Here is an 18,074-nt window from a genome sequence, read left to right on the forward strand (position 1 = left end):
TTTTCATTTAACAACCAACAACTCCCATATACCCTAAATAAGAAGTTGTTTAACTGAATCTTGAACTCGCCTAAAACTAACAAACATTAGTTGTAACCCTTGTATAAAACTGCAACTTTTTTTCTAAAAACGCAAATAAACGCAAATAAATTTTATAAAATGGGGATAAATCAGCAAAAAAATTCTACAAACTGCTAGTTTCTGCCTCTATCAGTCGTCTAAGCTGGTCTAAATTCTTCTCCATCATCGGACCTAGGATCTTATCATTCATAATAGATCCTAGCTTTTCCCATGGCAACCAACCGATGGATTGCTCAAATTGCCACTGTACAATGGTGACTCCCTGCTGGGGTTGGTAAATGACACGCATGGTACTGATTTGAGGCTTACCCTTTGCCGTTATCCAGGTACTGATAACGGTGCTATCATTTTTTTCTGCGATGGTTACTTCACTTTTACCGATCTGTGCATTAACGGAAGATTGAATATGGACGGATGGATCATTCATCCCCTCTACCCAATTCGACCATTGACGGATATCTTCTATTTGACTTCGTACGGAATCAATGGGGGCTTTGATATTAATTGCTCTTGATACCAATACTTTGGAAGGAAGCATCGTTCCCATGATGGTAGCTAACAAAAACAAAATCACCAGGCTTATCAATCCTAATTTGAGCAGTTTCATATTATTCCCATTTAAAGGTCTTAAAAGCAACGGCATACACCACAATGGTCCACGCTCCCAATATCAACAACTCTTGTCCACAAGCCGCCAACCCTGCTCCTTCAAATGCAATATTCCGCATGGCGTTATTGAAATGAGTCAATGGCAATATTTTACAAAGTGGCTGTAACCAAGAAGGAAATGCATCAATGGAAAAAAAAGTTCCTGCTAACAAAAACTGAGGAAGTGTGATAAGATTAGCAAATGGGGGAATACTGCTTTCATTTTTTGCCAGACTACTCACAATAAATCCAAATCCCATAAAAAGTATCAGCGCGATAAAACTCAGCAACATAATCGTCAAAAAGGTTTCCATACCGTTGACGAGTGTGAATTTAAAAGCAAAATGTCCCACCCCAATAATGATCACTGCGGTCATCATTTGAAAGATAACCCTGCTCAATGCCTCACCTAATACAATATAAGGTCTTCTGATTGGCGTGGCATAAAACCGCTTCAACACCAATTGTTGACGCAAATTGAAAAACAAAAAAGCTACCCCAAATACACCGGCGCTCAATAAAGAAAAACCTAACTGTCCGGGTAAAATAAAATCAATCGTACGATAGACACGACCCGGGATCTTTTCAACTTCACTATTCACCAGTGCGATGGTGGGTGTATTCGCAAATGTTTGTTGATTGATACCGGCTATCACCGCATTTAATATAGAACGAAGTACTTGTAAGTTTTGAGGGTTTACTGCTTCGGAACTCGATAATTGAATAGTATAAGGCGGATTCTCCAACCCCGACTTTTGTATGTTGACGATAGCGGTCAATCTTCCTTTTTCAAGGTCTTCTTTTAATTCCTGTGCCGATTTTTCAATGATGCGTATACTGGGTATCTTTTTTAATGAAGGATAAATGGGATTAAGGGTATCTGTCTGCTGTGCAAAAGCAATACTCAGCGAAACCTTCCCCCCACTGCCCACAAATCCGAATACCAAGATGAATATCAAAGGAAATGCAATACTGAAAATAACTGCCGACGGACTTCTGAACACCGCTTTTAGACTAGCCCGGGTAATGGCTAACATCGCCTTAAATTGATTGTAGTGTGCTGACATATCCTTCAATTGGCTACAAATCTATCCTTTTCTGAAACAATCCAAAAAAAGTTGAAATCAAGTAGATATTAAGACAAATGTCGTATATTTGAATGACAAATGTTACGCTATGGCAAAAGCAAAAAAAGTAGTTCCACCCAACACCTCCAACCGTATAGTGGAGGAGTTTGCTATGCCGTATATTCCTTCTAGTAAACTGCCAGTTCCATTAGTGGCGGAATTTACCTACCGCAAATTCAAAAAAATTGCTGATAAGGTTCCTTTTACACAAAGTGAATGGGCTGCTATTCTACACTTATCTGAACGTACACTGCAGCGTTATGCTAAAAACAATGGCTCTTTTGAGGGTATTTATACTGATCGTATTTTACAACTACAAGAACTCATTGATATAGGTCTTTCAACCTTTACCTCTCCTGATAACTTTTATCAATGGTTAAAAAAGGATAAACTCGTGATGGGGCAAGTACTCAATTTTCAATCGCTGGCTTCTGCCCGGGGTATTCAGGAAACCATTCATCAACTCGTACGTATTCAGCAAGGTATTTACGCATGATCCTCTATCGTTTTGCCCATCATTTATTTGCGGATGATTTAACCGGCACCGGAGCCAAATTGCACGGCGGGCGTTGGAACAATATTGGCACAAATGTATTGTACACCAGCGGTAGCATATCTTTAGCCTTATTAGAAATTCTGGTGAATGCAGGAAGTTTTGAAGCACTTCAGCCATTCAAATTAATCCAATTAACGCTTCCGGAGACCGCCATCAAATATCAGATCAATATTAAAAATTTGAAAAAGAACTGGCACCAAGATATCGGTTATACCCAATGGATGGGTACTGAGATACTGCAAGAGAAAAAAGCATTGGTGATTGAATGTCCATCTGCCATCATTCCGCAGGAATCCAATTTTTTATTGAATCCTTTACACAAAGATTATCCGAAAATACGCATGAAGGAAGTGCTTGATTTTTATTTTGATGAGCGACTATTCCCCTTAGTGAACCGTTAGAAAATAGGGCATTCTTGTCTGCGGCTCTCCCACCATTTGTTTCACTTGCTTCAACTGCTTCAATAAATTCCATTGTTCTAAACCAATTTCTTCACTAACTAATGATGATTTGATGGATTTTTTATAGTTACCCATGATCTGTTGAAAAAAATCTTTTTTCTCAGGATATTCCCTGATCCTATAGTCATCTACTTTAGCCAGATCAGCTGCATGTTCAATTGCGTCTTGCAATGTTCCAATTTTATCTACCAACCCTATTTGTATGGCTCTGGAACCCGTCCATACCCTTCCCTGTGCAATACTATCTACATATTCCATGCTTCTATCTCGACCTTCAGATACCCTGCTTTTAAAAGTATGATAGATAGAATCGGTGGCTGATTGGAAAAAATTTTTTTCAGGTTCTGTGAGTGGACGATCACCTGCTCCCATATCCGCAAAAGGCGCTGTTCGTACGCGATCTGTGGTAATACCCAATTTATTTTTTAAGAAGGATTCAAAGTTGGGAACAATACTGAATACGCCAATAGAACCCGTAATGGTTGTTTCATTGGCGAAAACAGCATTGGCATTACATGCGATGTAATAACCCCCAGAAGCCGCCACATCTCCCATACTGACCACAACAGGTTTCACTTTTTTAGCCAAAGAAATTTCTCGCCAAATCACATCACTTGCCAATGCACTTCCTCCGGGTGAGTTCACTCGAAGTACGATGGCTTTTACATCTTTATCCAATCTTACTTTGCGCAATACATTTTTGAATACATCGCTGCCTACCTGTTCTTCATCCCCTTCACCGCTAACAATATCGCCTTGTGCAAACACCACTGCTATTTTGCCGCCACTGACATAGTTATCAAGTGATGTTGCTTTTGCATATTCATTGATGGTTACAAAATTGATGGATGATTTGGGATCTTTTTTTAACCATTTGAGCATTTCTCCTTTTACTTCATCATCATATTTCAATCCATCTACCAGTTTATACTGTTGCGCATCAACTGCTGTTTGAATGGTACCGTTGATGGCCAATTGATGCAATATAGCAGAATCAATATTTCTGGATGCAGCGGTAGAACGTAAAAAAGAAGCATACAGATCACCCAACCACACTGCAGTCTGTAAACGATTGGCTTCTGTCATTTTAGTTTCTCTCAGTGGCTCGGTAGCACTCTTAAACTTCCCTGCATAAAATATTTGCGGTTCGATTTGCAGCTTATCCAGCATCCCTTTCAGAAAAAAAAGATTGGAAGAAAAACCAGACCACTCCAATCCACCCTGCGGATGCACATATACTCTCTCAGCAGCATTGGCTACATAGTAGGCTTTTTGTGTCATGGTTTCTCCATAAGCCAATACAAACTTTCTTGATTTTTTGAAATCCAATACAGCCTTACGCAACTCTTCACTAGCCGAAAATCCATTGGCATTGTCTGCCGCTAGAATGTATAAGCCTTTTACAGATGAATCAGATTTTGCTTCGTTCAATAATCTCACCACTTCAAAAAGTGATGGAATTTCTGCTTCTGCATCGGAGATAAAAGCTCCCAAGGGGTTTTCCTGCGCTTGTTCCCTGAAATTGACAGACAAGTCAAGTACCAATACCGCTTTAGTACCTACTACCGGTACTTCAGGTGTTGCTGCACTTGAAATAAATCCAATCAATAAAAACAATCCTATCACTGTAAATACAATCAATGCGAGTAAGGATGCAAAGAATATTTTGAAGAAATTACGCATAATGCCTTTGTTTAATGACCGTCCACAGATACACTTATCGTTTCAATGAAATAATCCTGTATGACTTTGTGAATTTAAAGATATTTGGAGCTGTAAATATCTTCAATTTATGAATACAGCGTATTTGCTGACAGGCGGTAATATGGGAAACCGGTTGAACCATTTGCGGCAAGCGGCTGAATGGATTCAACAAAAATGCGGAAAAATACTTGCCCAATCGTCTGTATATGAAACGGAAGCCTGGGGTAAAACAGACCAGCCCGCTTTTTTGAACCAGGCTTTACAAGTAGAAACAGACCTATCCCCGGATGCACTGATGCAAGCATTGCTGGATATAGAAACTGTAATGGGACGTACCAGAACCATCAAAATGGGGCCTCGGATCATTGATCTGGATATTTTATTGATTGATGACTTGATACAAACATCTGCACTACTCACCATCCCCCATCCGGCACTTACCCTGCGTAAATTTGCATTGTTACCATTGGCCGAAATTGCCCCACTGCTCATGCATCCCCTCGAAAAGAAATCGATTCTGGAATTACTTGAAATCTGTCCGGATACTTTAAATGTGCAAAAAAAATAAAGGATCGCGACTGTTGCGCGGTTAATTTTGGACGCTATTGCTATCGGACATGAAGTATCAATATATTACAGTTGAAGGAAATATCGGCGCGGGTAAAACAACATTGGCTCATTTATTATCCAAAAAGTTAAATGCCAGGTTGATCTTGGAAGAATTTGCCGACAATCCATTCCTGCCAAAATTCTATGATAACCCTCAACAATATGCTTTTCCTTTAGAGTTGTTCTTTATGGCTGAGCGATATAAGCAATTGAAGGACATGTTACATACCAAGGACATGTTTCAACATGTAACTGTCTCTGATTATCTCTTTACAAAATGTTTGTTATTCGCTAAGGTTAATTTACCCGAAGAAGAGTTTAGGTTGTATCAGAAATTGTTTGACATCATTCATCAGCAATTGGTATTTCCTGATATTTTGATCTATCTGCATGCACCTGTTAATAAACTTCAACAGAATATCAGAAAACGAAACCGCGAATATGAGCAGTCTATTCCGGATGAATATTTATTCAATATACAAGAGACTTATACCAGCTATATCAAACAACATAATATTAAAACTATCTTTATTGATGCCAGCAATGCCGATTTTTTAGGTAATGAAAAGCACCTGGATATTGTTTTAGATGCACTGGAAAAAGAGTATGATGGCGGACAACATTATTTCAGTTTACCCTGAGAAAGTATAATATCAGTACATGGATAAACCAGTATATGATCCATTCGCAGCCATGCGAATTCCAGAATACAGAAATCTGATGATGGGAAGGTTCCTGTTCATCATGGGATTGCGTATGATGGGAACCCTAGTAGGCTGGTGGATCTACGAACTCACCAATGACCCTTTTGCCATTGGACTGATTGGTCTTTCTGAAGTCATTCCTGCTGTATCACTTTCCTTGTATGCCGGACATGTGATTGATATCAGTGAAAAAAGAAAATTATTGCTGAGAGGGGTTACGTTGTATTTTGTTTGTGCCTTGTTTTTATTGTTATTGTCTACCTCCTACACAACAGCCCAGTTCAGTAAACACTGGATTGCTTTTTCCATTTATATCATCATATTTTTTACCGGTATCATTCGTGCATTTACCGGTCCTACTTTTGGAACGATGGTGGCATCCATTGTACCTAGGGAGCTACTCCAAAATGCCACTACCTGGAATCAGGGGATCTGGCTTTCTGCTTCCGTAACCGGTCATGCAACGGTAGGTTTCTTAATTGCCTTCATGGGAAATACGGGTTCGCTTGCGGTGATCTGTTCGCTGGTGTCAATCGGTTTTCTTTTCATGTTTCAGATCAAGCCCAAACCCTCTCTCAACGAGCCTGGTGAGAAAAAAACTTTAGACAGTGTAAAAGAGGGATTGAGTTTTGTTTTTAAAACGAAAGAATTACTGGGCGCGCTAAGTCTTGATCTGTTTGCTGTTTTATTTGGCGGTGCTGTAGCTATGATTCCGGTCTTTGCCAAAGACATTCTCAAAACCGGTCCCATTGGATTTGGTTGGTTGAATGCGGCATCTGATATCGGCTCTATCCTCATTGTAATTTTATTGACGCTATTCCCGCTAAAAAAACAACAAGGCAAGAAATTGTTATTGGCGGTAGCGGGTTTTGGTATTTGTATCATCATATTCGCTTTCTCAAGATTATTTTGGTTGTCTTTTGCCGTACTACTTTTAAGCGGCATGTTAGACGGTATCAGTATGATCATTCGCGGAACCATTGTTCAATTGAAAACACCTGACCAAATGCGGGGAAGAGTGATGAGTGTGAACTCTATGTTCATCAACAGCAGTAATGAATTGGGACAATTTGAAAGCGGTGTTGCAGCGAAGTTGCTGGGCGTTGTTCCATCTGTTGTTTTCGGTGGATGCATGACGCTACTTGTGGTAGCAACTACCTGGTTCAAGGCGCCTAGTCTGCGAAAGATGGAATATTGAGGGATAGCTTATGGCCAATAGTCCATGGACTATAGTATAAAAAAAGAGGCTGTATCAGATTTTTGATACAGCCTCCTTTTATTATTAATCGGGTATAATCAGTTTATTGTTGTTTCGGTTGATATCGGCTAATCGCATAGATGGATCAATCTCGATGGATTTAATATCCTGTATACCTCTGCTGATCGTGAATTTGTATTCGGGGTGCGTCCAGCGCCATGGTTTTTCTACTATTCTCTCGGTTGCATCTTCTGCAGGTTTTACGCCATACATGAGATTGAGTGGAATATTGTGTATTTCTTGTTTACCATCTTTGTAGGTTACCAATACATCCAAAGGCATCGGCATTTTACCTATACGTTTCATGGTCAATGTTGCCTTACCTTCTACTACATTGATATCACCAACTGCATAATCAATGGTTTTGGTAGAGTTGATAAAATATTCTTTGTACCAATCCAATTCCATCCCACTTCTCTTTTCGGCAACACGAATGAAATCATTGGGATTGGGATGTTTGAAACGCCATTGGTAATAATAATCCAATAATATTTGGTCGCGCACTTTTGCACCTACGATATATCCGAGTTGTTCCATGAATACAGCGCCTTTACTGTAAGATGCTGCTCCATAAGCAAAATTGGTATTGTAATGATCAGCATGTGTACTTGCCGGTTCCTCAAATCCACTTCTTGCCAAATTGAGATAACTGCGATAAGATCCTTCGGCTGCAAAGGCTTTACTACCTCTCATTTCAGCCATGACTCTGGATGTTGCATAATCTGTAAACCCTTCGTCCATCCAAGGATATAAAGCTTCATTGGAACCCATCATCATTTGATACCAACTATGCATCCACTCATGTATCGCTGTTCCGATACTGGCGTTTTTCATCAAGGTAGCCATTGGGTATTCCATACCACCATCTCCACCTTGTACAAAAGTGTAGGTTTTATAAGGATAAGGACCAAAAGTTTTGGCGATGATTGGATATGCTAACACAGCTGTATCTAAAACACGCTGCCAACGAGCATCATTAATAGCTGATGATGAATCCATTCCTTTATACACAACACGGATCAATGGTCCGTTTGTAACTGCTTTAGTGATCATTTTATATTTCGGATCGGCTGCCCACATAAAATCATGTACGTTATAAGCTTGCCATTTCCATGTAACAGTGTTTCCTGAAGGTGTTACAGGTTTACTGCCTGCAGTTTCATAACCCCGTCCAATTTCATTCGCATTGATTAAATCTCCACCTGCAGTAACGAAATAGTTTTTATCAATCGTGATATTGACATCAAAATCTCCCCATACACCATAAAATTCACGAGCGATATAGGGGTTGGCATTCCAACCTTGGTAATCATATTCTACCAACTTAGGATACCACTGACTCATACTATAGCGAACCCCTTCTGCATTATCTCTTCCGCTTCTGCGTATTTGCAAAGGCACTTGTGCTTCAAATTGAACATCCATTTGAATTTTGGATTTGGGCATGATGGGTTTTGCCAACACCACTTCCAGTATGGTTTCATGCTCTATTAACTCCTGCGCAGCACCATTGATTTTGACAGATGCCACGCGCTGAAATCCGATTTGATCCGGAGTCAGTTTACTGATTCTGTCTTTTACTCTTGCATCCCAATCCAATCCATCACTTCCTCTGGAAGGTTCGCGCAAAACCGTTTTACCAAGTTCACGACTACGAACATCCATGCTGCTGTTGGGTTGGAATGCATTCCAATACAAGTGAAAGAAAACCCTTGTTAACGTATCCGGAGAATTATTCCAATAATCTATTTTCTCTGTTCCTGTAAACCGGTTGGTATTTACATCCATGTTTACATTGATCTGGTATTTGATCTTTTGTTGCCAACGGTCAGATTGTGCGGAGGTAATAGTTGACAGTTGACAGGTAACAGTTGACAGGAAGAGAAATTTCAGTAGTGATTTTTTCATGTCGTGCTAATCGTTTATGAGTGGCTAATTTCAGAAAAAAAACCGAGCAATAATGCTATTTTATGATGGAATTAAAAACATCTTGAGATGACTATCAATAATGGAATACAGATGAAATACCTATAAGAATATACCTACTGGTGTTTGTCTCCTGCTACAACAATTACTATTTCTCCCTTGACCGTTTTTAGGCGAAAGTGCTCTGCTACTTCTTGTAATGTACCCCGATAATTTTCTTCAAACATTTTCGTGAGTTCTCTGCTAACACTACAATATCGATCAGCACCGAAATAACCGGCCATTTCTTCCAAGGTTTTCACGAGTCGCATCGGACTTTCATAAAACACCATGGTTCGCTCCTCGGTAGCCAATTGTTTAAAAAGTGTTTGTCTACCTTTTTTCAATGGTAAAAATCCTTCAAACACAAAACGATTAGAAGGTATTCCACTATTCACCAATGCAGGAACAAATGCAGTGGTTCCTGGCAAACATTCTACCTTGATACCTTCCTGTACACAGGCTCTTACCAATAAAAAAGCCGGATCAGAAATTCCCGGTGTGCCTGCATCTGTAATCAATGCAAAGTTTTTTCCGGCTTTCATCTGATCTGTCAAATGAGCCACTACTTTATGTTCATTGTGTTGGTGATAGGGAGAAAGCGGTTTCTGTATCTGATAGTGATTCAAAAACTTTGAGGAGGTACGTGTATCCTCACATAAGATCACATCCACCTGCTGTAATACTTCCAAAGAGCGAAGTGTTACATCCTTGAGGTTACCGATGGGTGTGGGGACGAGATACAGCATATATCTTTGATCTTTGATTTTTTGATCTTTGATTTTAAATCATAAATCAAAGATCAAAAAATCAAGAAATCAGCATTAGTTTATCATTTCAATCTCATAAAACTCCATCACCGGATTGGCGAGTAGTTTTTTGGAGGCGTCTTCGGCTATTTGACGGGCTTCTGCTTCAGAAGCGGCTTCTATCTGCAGCGTAATGTGTTTTCCAACTCGCACATCACTCACGGCTCCTAAACCGAGGTTTTGGAGTCCACCCAACACCGCTTTACCTTGTGGATCGAGAAGGTCTTTTAATGGCATTACTTTGATCTGCACGTTATAGGTCATGATTCTTTTTGTTTAAGGAGCAAAGATAGAACTACATAAGCAATAAAAGTGACAGGAACTGATAACCATCCCCACAAGAAAGCTGTAATTACAGCAATAACAGCCATTAGCAGAAAGGGAAATAATTTCCGGAAGCTCAACTGTGTGAATTTGAGTGCCAGCATGGGCAGTGTTGATACCATCAAATAACTCACCAACACAATGATGGCATACCAAATCCATTTATTGAGCAATAGCGTAATCACCCATGTTTCTTGGGTATTCCAATAGATCAATGGAAAAGAAGCCAGCAACAAGCCTGCAGCCGGTATGGGCACCCCTTTAAATCCATGCTGTTGGGTGGTATCGATATTGAATCTTGCTAGTCTGTAAGCACCCGCACATGGCAAGATAAAAGCGGGTAATAACCAACCCATTGATGTATCCAATCCGTCTGCTTCTTGTGCTACAGATAATCTGAGAAATTGCCAGGCAATCAATCCGGGAACTACCCCAAAGCTTACTACATCTGCTAAAGAATCCAATTGCTTTCCCATATCTGAGGGAACTTTCAGTAAACGTGCAAAAAAACCATCACAAAAGTCAATGATCGCAGCCACAGCCAACAGTACACTTGCCCATTGCATTTGCTCCGGTATTTCTACAATGGTTTCCCCGTTAGATGAATAGGCCATCGTTAAACCGGTCTGCATCACCATCACAATGGCAAAACATCCACATAACAGGTTCAAAAGGGTAAAGAGGTTGGGGATTTGTTTCATGATATTTATGGTTGATAGTCAATAGTCCATGGACCATGGTCTATGGACTATTGACTATGGACTACTCACTTATTTTTCTTCATCAACCCCTCAATCTCTTCCACGGTAATAGGAATATTTTTCATGAGGTCGATATTGCCGTTTTTAGTAATCCAGAAATTATTCTCGATTCTTACACCCATTTGTTCTTCTTCAATATAAATACCGGGTTCAATGGTAAAGACCATTCCTGCTTGAATAGGTGCTGTTCTTGTTCCTACATCGTGCACATCAATACCGAGATGATGGGATATACCATGGTATAAATATTTGCGATACGCTCTGTTCTCCGGATCTTCATTCTTCACTTCTGTTTTTCGCAATAATCCGATTTTTAAGAATTGCTGTGTAGCTTCTTCTCCTACTTTCTCGGTATAGTCTACAATAGAAATACCCGGCTTTAAAATGCTCTTTGCATAATTGTGTAAATGTAAACAAGCATTGTAAACTGTTTTTTGCCTTCGTGTGAATTTACCGTTAACCGGCACTGTTCTGGTGAGATCCGCGCAATATCCGCCATACTCTGCACCAAAATCCATCAGTACCATTTCGCCATCCTTACATTCTTGGTTATTGGAAACATAGTGAAGGGTTCTGGCCCTGTCGCCACTCGCAATAATACTTCCGTAGGCGGGACCGGTAGCGCGTTGACTATAAAAACTGTGAAAGATCTCTGCCTCGATTTCATATTCAAAAACACCGGGTTTGATAAACCCTAATAATCTACGGAAAGTCTTATCCGTGATATTGATCGCTTGTTGCAATACTGCCACTTCCTCTTTGGTCTTAATAGCCCGTAAAGACTTCATGATCTTGGCAGTACGATGATATACATGCAATGGATAACGTTCTTTCATCTCATCTACAAAACGATAATCCCTGCTTCTGATCAATGATGCTTTACGATCGTTTTCATTGGTATCTAAATACACATTATCGGCTAAATGAACCCATGTTTGTAAAAAAGCATCAATGCTGTCAAGCCAAACAATTGTTGCGATGCCGGAAATAGCCGTGGCTTCCTGTTTACGGAGTCGTTTGCCATCCCATTTTTCTTTCAGTTCATTGGGCCGAACCAGTACCAATACTTCTCTGTATTTCGGATCCGGACAATCGGGAAAGAGAATCACCATGGAGTCTTCTTGGGTAATGCCGCTTAGCCAATACAAATTACTGTTCTGTTTGAACTTGTGTAAGGCGTCGCCATTCATCGGCCATTCATCATTGCTCACAAAGATGGCAATGCTGTTGGGTAACATGGCTTTTATAAAACGCTTACGATTGATTATGAATAGATTGGGATCCAGCGGCAAGTATTTCATCGGTGCGTATTTGAAGTTTGCAATATAAAACTTTATGGTGCAGTTGATCTCAAAACTTGCCCATATCTCAGGAGGCAATTGTTAAAAAAGCATCAATATCCACGAAATATTTCTTATTTACGAACACGCTCGTATATTTACTACGAAATTATTCGTTCAATAAAACAAACAACATGAAAACGTTTATCAACAGCAAATGGATCGGAGCAGCAATATTGGCACTTTCAGTGATTGGCTTTAGTGCCTGGAAAGTTGCGGATGGATCTGTAAACCCTCCCAAACCCTTTTCCTTCACATATAAAGATGAGGATACCACCAAAAGCAAAAAGAAATTCAAAGTGTATGGAGATCATGACAGAGAATACAAAGTGGGAGATCTGGACAAAGCTTTGAAAGAACTCGACAAAGCGACCATTGAACTAGATCGTGAACTTAAAATTGATTTCACCAAAATGGAAAAGGAAATGAAAAAGGTCATGGAAGAAATCAAAAAAATTGATGTGGAAGGTATCAGAAAAGAAGTAGAAAATGCGATGAGAGAGGTACAATCTGCTTTACGCGAGATCGATTTCAAAGAAGTACATAAAGAGGTAGAAAAAGAAATGGGTAAAGTGAAAGAAGAACTCAAAGGTGAAAAGCTCAAACAGCATATTGACTTTGAAGGGATCAGAAAAGATGTAGAGAAAGGAATGGCTGAAGCCAAAGAAGGTATTCGCGAAGCCAAAAAACAGATTGCCGAATTGAAGGCATTTGTAGACGAGCTAGATAAAGATGGATTGATTGATAAAGACAAATCCTACAAGATCCAGATCACAAACAAAAAGCTCTATATTAACGGAAAAGAACAATCAGCTGAAGTGAATAAAAAGTATAGTAAGTACTTGGATAAGGAAGATTATTCGATTGAGAGAGATGAGGAATAGTGAATGGTGAATTGTCAATTATTAGTGAACAGTGAGTAGTGAGTGGAAAAACATTTCCTTTCTACTCACTACTCACTACTCACTAAAACCTCACTGTCGGACATTTCACTGCATTACTGCTGTTGGAGAAGATGCCGCTTTTAATGATGGAGATTTCATAGGCGCCTCGGTATCCATTGATGTTGCCTAAATTAGAAATGGTAGCATCATAATTGAAGGTAAATCGTGTATCATTCACCTGATAACCCACCATTGGGATCACTGCATCTTTATGACGATAGTATAAGCCTAAAATCATTTGTTGTTCACCATCGCCACTCAGGTTTCGATTGGCGTTAAAACCCAGTACGGTTTCCCAGGCATTGCCCATTTTACTGACATAGATATTGGGATTCACGATCCATAGATCTTCAAACTTGATACTGGCATTTACAAAACCGGTATAGCGTGGATTCAATCTGGCATCAACAGCTGTAGGTGATAAGAAACTTTCACGCGGACGATTCACATGTTGTGCACTTACACCTAAATTGAAATAAAAATTATCTGAGGCAAAATAAGCATAGTTCATGCCTACCTGCAGATCAACAAAGGTGGTTTGACTGAACAAGAATGGCTCATTAGAAGGAATGGCAATATCAAAAAATTGTCCATTCCATTGGTTATCAAAATTGAGTTTGCTGATATCAATTCGTTTATTGATGAATCCAACTGAAAATCCACCACTCAGTAAACTATTGTATCCGAGCATCTGATGATAAGCCACACTGGCATAACCATTGGTAGCTATTAAATTACCATTACCCGCTCTATCACTGTATAAAGCAGCCCCTACTCCCATCCATCCGTTTTCAAAACGGTTACCAAATAATTTGGTATCCCCCCACAAACTCATGGTTCGAAAAGGAGTTCCTACGTTGGCCCATTGGTTGCGATAATTACCGCCAAATCGATAATCAAAGTCAGGATTAAATCCGGTATTCGCGGGATTCACCAACATGGGTGTATTGAAGTATTGAGAAAAATTCAATCCTTGTCCACTCACATGCACAGCAAGCCAACAAAACACAAAACCCATCAATATCATCTGAACACGAATACGCATACACACTATTATCTAAGTAAAGTAATATCTCCTTTCTTGGAAAGTTTATCACCATTGGTAAATTCTATCTGTAAAGTATAGTGATACACTTCCTGTGGTTGTAATTTTCCTTTATACGTTCCATCCCATCCTTCTGCAGGGTTGTTACTCACGTATACTTGTACACCCCATCTATTATAAATACGCCAGGTCATTTTTGCAATACCAAATCCGCGTACAAATATTCGATCATTATTCCCATCTCCATTGGGTGAGAATGCATTGGGCACATTGGCTGCAACATTAATGACTACACTAATAGACTGGCAAGTAGTATCGCTACAACCGGCAGCATTGAAAGCAATCAAACAGGCATTAAAGGTTCCGGTTTGGTTGTACAAATGTCGAACCGGTGCGTCAATATTATTTCCGACCGTACTATCTCCATCACCAAATAACCATTTGAAAGATGTAGCTCCAATCGAATTATTGGTAAAACTAATCGCTGTATTTGGTTCTGTTGGATTGGGAGAATAGGTAAATGCTGCAGTCGGACTTCCACTGACCGTTATGGTTTGAAATGCCGTATCTCGAATATTACAGGTGGCATTATCAATAGCAATCAAACGAACTGTATAGGTACCTGGATTGGGATATAGATGAGTTGGATTGGTAGCAGTAGAAGTACTGCCATCACCAAAATCCCACAGAAATTGTTGTCCGGCCAAAGAAGTATTATTAAACACGGCATTATAAGGCGCACAACCCACTGCCGGTGTAACAAAACGTGCATCTACATTCGGAGCAATTCTGATTTGCTGTACTACACTATCCGGATGATTACAATAATTAGTATCAATCAACACAAGTTTCACATCATAAGTACCACCTGCCGCATAGGTATGGGTAACCAGTCCGGGCCCGGCTATTCTGGTATTACCATCTCCAAAATCCCAACGGAAACTTTGATTGGTGAATGGTTTACCGGCAGGTGCGATAGAGGTATTATTGAATTGAAATGCCAAAGATTCGCATGGAGGTAATTTGGTGGATGTAAAACCTACAGTGGCTTCATCACCTCTTACTCGCAATGTAAGATAGGCCGTATCCGTTTGGTTACAGGTAGTAGAATCTACCGAAACCAATCGAACACGATACACACCAATTGTATTGAAAGTATGAGAAAAAGTAGGTGTAGTGGTTCTTACTTCAGGCGAGCCATCATTGAAATTCCAATAGTAAGCACGTCCCTGAGCCAATGTATCTGTAAACTGAACGGTCATTGGCACACAGCCAGCCGTATCTCTTACCCCATTGATAGATGCACTCAGACCAGCACCCACACCTGCAAGATTGAAAGCAATTTTGATGGCCATGAGGTTACAAGTTCCTGCGGATGAGGTATTCGTTGCATTGGTCTGTGACCAAACACCTGCTGTACCCCTCAAATAACCGGTTGGAGTTGATCCATCACCTGTTCCTTTACAAGAACAAATAGATTGATAGATGGTGCCATTCGCATCAAATCGACTCGTTCCCCCATCAACATGATCCGGTGTTGGGATACCGCTTGTTCCTGTTGTAGCACCAAAAAAGGAGCCAAATAAGATACGTTGGGCATCTCTTTCAATCACATAAAAATAAAGATCAGCCCCATCTGAATCCGTTTTAATCGCATCAGGAGTAACGATTAATCCACGTGTACCGGCACTTGGATATCCCAGATCCCCTCCCCAGCCTGATACATATACATTCTCGCATCTATCCACTAAAAAGGCAGTAGGTGATATATTTGGGATGTTGGCACTATTTGTTCCAAAATTTGTTGAATAAATAAAATTTGATAAATCCGGTTGAAGTTTGGCAATGAACTGTTTTCCGGTTGTTTGACTTCCATTCGCATTTACAGGTGCATTGATGACAGGCCATGCAACTGTGGTGGTACCCATAATGTAAGGGAATCCATTACGATCAAACTGAACACCATAGATTAAATCAAGCCCTGTAGTTCCAAAATAACTACTTCGTATTAATTGAGAGCCATCAGGACTAATGATCGCAACATAGCCATCTATATTACCCTGATTGGTAGGGAATCGAACACCTGTTTTGTTACCCGGGAAATTATTGCTGGCAGTAGCTCCGGCAACATATATATTACCATTCTGAGGATGGGTTGCTAGTACAAAAGCAGCATCATCTCCATCACCGCCTAAATAAGAGCTGAACAACATGGTATTTAAATCAGGCGTCAGTTTCATGACCACTCCATCCTGATAACGATTATTAACGGCTTGTGCAGGTTGTGATTGGAATACGCCGGCAGTAACCGGGAAATTGCTAGATTGGGTTGCCGAGGCAAGGATTGGATTACCTCCTCGATCTAAAATAATTTCACTTCTTGCATCATCACCATAATTTCTCCTGATACTAATAGGTGTTAATTCTCCAGCATAATTTGCTTGTATATTGACACCATCATTACCGGATCCACCAATTCTTACCGAGCTTAATAGTGTAGCACCATTCGCGCTCAATTTTGATATGATGATATCAAACAACCCCCCACCGGTACCATACAAACCTACCCCGCGTACAGGATAATTTGAACCTGATGATGTTCTTCCTGCAATGAACAAATTACCTGCACCATCCGCTACTAAACTATGTGGTTGTTCATTACCTGATCCGCCTAGATAGGTTGCGTAAATACGGTTTACACCTGAGGGGTCAAACTTAATAATACCAATATCAGTACCTGAAATTAATCCCTCCGTAATACCACCCTGAAAACTAGTTTGAAAAGCTCCATTATTCGTTGGGAACCGTCCGCTACTAAATACTATTCCACCCCCATAAAAATTTCCCTGTCCATCATAAGTAGCAGTAAAACCCCAGTTGTCAGCAGTACTACCTGTATATCCATAAAAAACAATGGATGGATCTACAACCAACATAGCATCTTTATTATAAATGCCATTCAATTTGAATCTTACGATATTTCCACGCACTTCAAAACTGCAAGGAATTTCATTTTTAGTATTGCGCAATAATTGATAAGTATATGGTGACTCCTCCTGTACTTCTATAACAGAAGTCTTGATACTAAGCTTACCTTCTTTGATTTTCAATCCATCCACCCCATCGAAATAGAGTGCTACATTGTTAATATCACCACCTGGATGAACAATCACATCATACTTTAATTTGCCGGATGTGGTATAATACCTGATATCAATATTGGGATATACATTTTTGAATGTAACCCCTTGATATATCTTGACATGGGTTGCCCATTTCGTTGAATCATTCCCTAAGAAATAATTATTGTAAGTCGGTAAAGCTTTATCCGGAACAATCTGTGGATTGGGATTGGCATTCAAAAAACGAACTTGATAAGTATGTGATCGAAGAACCAAATTACCATCTGTACCGTTTCCACCCTCACCACCACGAGAAGGATCTAATGCGGTACTTTGTTTAACAACATCTGTTTTATGTTGATGATTTTCCGGATGTGGATTGAGCTTTTTAAGATCGTCTTCATTGTGCAGCAACACACGATAGCCATCCGATTGTAAAGCGATAGAACCAACACCCGTGTTGGCAAGAAAAAGAATCTTTTTGTCCCACTGCCCTTTATTCTCTACAAATTCCAGATAATTCTGCGCCACTACTTGGAAACCCATCATGAGTATCAAAACCAATCCTGCTATTTTCTTCAGTGCTGCCAAGCTGTAAATTTTTAATAAGTTACTA

The 18,074-nt window shown here is 39.9% G+C and carries 16 protein-coding genes; 6 read left to right on the forward strand and 10 right to left on the reverse strand.

Annotated elements, in window-relative coordinates; all coding sequences use genetic code 11:
* Positions 1-184: 184 nt before the first annotated feature.
* Both ACTIEV_RS06275 and ACTIEV_RS06280 read right to left on the reverse strand, forming a co-directional pair.
* Positions 185-688 carry a hypothetical protein gene (locus ACTIEV_RS06275; protein ID WP_322194713.1) on the reverse strand — a complete coding sequence of 168 codons (504 nt, stop codon included), beginning with the start codon at positions 686-688 and terminating at the stop codon, positions 185-187.
* Position 689: 1 nt separating this feature from the next.
* A complete protein-coding gene (locus tag ACTIEV_RS06280; protein ID WP_322194711.1) occupies positions 690-1,796 on the reverse strand; it encodes an ABC transporter permease in 1,107 nt (368 codons plus the stop codon).
* Positions 1,797-1,905: 109 nt separating this feature from the next.
* On the opposite strand from ACTIEV_RS06280, the gene parS reads away from it, so the two are divergent.
* On the forward strand, positions 1,906-2,352 hold the full coding sequence (parS, locus tag ACTIEV_RS06285) for a type II RES/Xre toxin-antitoxin system antitoxin (RefSeq protein WP_322194709.1): 447 nt from the start codon (positions 1,906-1,908) through the stop codon (positions 2,350-2,352).
* Entirely contained in the window at positions 2,349-2,813 is a 465-nt protein-coding gene (locus ACTIEV_RS06290; RefSeq protein WP_322194706.1) for an RES family NAD+ phosphorylase, read from the forward strand. Before parS ends, ACTIEV_RS06290 begins: the two co-directional genes overlap by 4 nt.
* On the opposite strand, the gene sppA is transcribed toward ACTIEV_RS06290, so the two are convergent.
* Entirely contained in the window at positions 2,799-4,556 is a 1,758-nt protein-coding gene (sppA, locus tag ACTIEV_RS06295; protein ID WP_322194704.1) for a signal peptide peptidase SppA, read from the reverse strand. The genes ACTIEV_RS06290 and sppA overlap by 15 nt on opposite strands.
* Positions 4,557-4,665: 109 nt before the next feature.
* Between sppA and folK the strand changes: the two genes are divergently transcribed.
* Genes folK through ACTIEV_RS06310 form a run of 3 tightly spaced genes read left to right on the forward strand, consistent with a single transcriptional unit; the run spans position 4,666 to position 7,088 of the window.
* The gene (gene folK, locus ACTIEV_RS06300; RefSeq protein ID WP_322194702.1) at positions 4,666-5,145 is read left to right on the forward strand and encodes a 2-amino-4-hydroxy-6-hydroxymethyldihydropteridine diphosphokinase; all 480 of its coding nucleotides are present in this window, start codon (positions 4,666-4,668) and stop codon (positions 5,143-5,145) included.
* 49 nt (positions 5,146-5,194) lie between these two features.
* Entirely contained in the window at positions 5,195-5,827 is a 633-nt protein-coding gene (locus tag ACTIEV_RS06305; RefSeq protein ID WP_178888041.1) for a deoxynucleoside kinase, read from the forward strand.
* A gap of 19 nt (positions 5,828-5,846) precedes the next feature.
* Positions 5,847-7,088, forward strand: coding sequence for an MFS transporter (locus ACTIEV_RS06310; protein ID WP_322194700.1), 1,242 nt, complete (start codon positions 5,847-5,849; stop codon positions 7,086-7,088).
* Positions 7,089-7,172: 84 nt separating this feature from the next.
* Here ACTIEV_RS06310 and ACTIEV_RS06315 read toward each other — a convergent pair whose 3' ends face one another.
* The 5 genes from ACTIEV_RS06315 to ACTIEV_RS06335 all read right to left on the reverse strand — a co-directional run bounded on the left by ACTIEV_RS06315 (position 7,173) and on the right by ACTIEV_RS06335 (position 12,308).
* On the reverse strand, positions 7,173-9,056 hold the full coding sequence (locus tag ACTIEV_RS06315; protein WP_322194698.1) for a M1 family metallopeptidase: 1,884 nt from the start codon (positions 9,054-9,056) through the stop codon (positions 7,173-7,175).
* Between the two features lie 134 nt (positions 9,057-9,190).
* On the reverse strand, positions 9,191-9,862 hold the full coding sequence (rsmI, locus tag ACTIEV_RS06320) for a 16S rRNA (cytidine(1402)-2'-O)-methyltransferase (RefSeq protein ID WP_322194696.1): 672 nt from the start codon (positions 9,860-9,862) through the stop codon (positions 9,191-9,193).
* A gap of 75 nt (positions 9,863-9,937) precedes the next feature.
* A complete protein-coding gene (gene purS / locus ACTIEV_RS06325) occupies positions 9,938-10,186 on the reverse strand; it encodes a phosphoribosylformylglycinamidine synthase subunit PurS (RefSeq protein WP_178888036.1) in 249 nt (82 codons plus the stop codon).
* On the reverse strand, positions 10,183-10,947 hold the full coding sequence (locus tag ACTIEV_RS06330; protein ID WP_322194694.1) for a CDP-alcohol phosphatidyltransferase family protein: 765 nt from the start codon (positions 10,945-10,947) through the stop codon (positions 10,183-10,185). The genes purS and ACTIEV_RS06330 overlap by 4 nt, the downstream gene beginning before the upstream one ends.
* Before the next feature lie 65 nt (positions 10,948-11,012).
* Complete coding sequence (locus ACTIEV_RS06335; protein WP_322194692.1) at positions 11,013-12,308, reverse strand: aminopeptidase P family protein; 1,296 nt, start codon at positions 12,306-12,308, stop codon at positions 11,013-11,015.
* A 173-nt stretch (positions 12,309-12,481) separates the two neighbouring features.
* Here ACTIEV_RS06335 and ACTIEV_RS06340 point away from each other — a divergent pair, with 173 nt between their 5' ends.
* Positions 12,482-13,231, forward strand: coding sequence for a hypothetical protein (locus ACTIEV_RS06340; protein ID WP_322194690.1), 750 nt, complete (start codon positions 12,482-12,484; stop codon positions 13,229-13,231).
* A gap of 82 nt (positions 13,232-13,313) precedes the next feature.
* Here ACTIEV_RS06340 and ACTIEV_RS06345 read toward each other — a convergent pair whose 3' ends face one another.
* On the reverse strand, positions 13,314-14,336 hold the full coding sequence (locus ACTIEV_RS06345; RefSeq protein WP_439516249.1) for a PorP/SprF family type IX secretion system membrane protein: 1,023 nt from the start codon (positions 14,334-14,336) through the stop codon (positions 13,314-13,316).
* A gap of 8 nt (positions 14,337-14,344) precedes the next feature.
* The gene (locus tag ACTIEV_RS06350) at positions 14,345-18,049 is read right to left on the reverse strand and encodes a PKD domain-containing protein (RefSeq protein ID WP_439516250.1); all 3,705 of its coding nucleotides are present in this window, start codon (positions 18,047-18,049) and stop codon (positions 14,345-14,347) included.
* Positions 18,050-18,074: the final 25 nt, after the last annotated feature.

The sequence above is a fragment of the Sediminibacterium sp. genome, assembly GCF_051861365.1.
Taxonomy (GTDB): Bacteria; Bacteroidota; Bacteroidia; order Chitinophagales; family Chitinophagaceae; genus Sediminibacterium.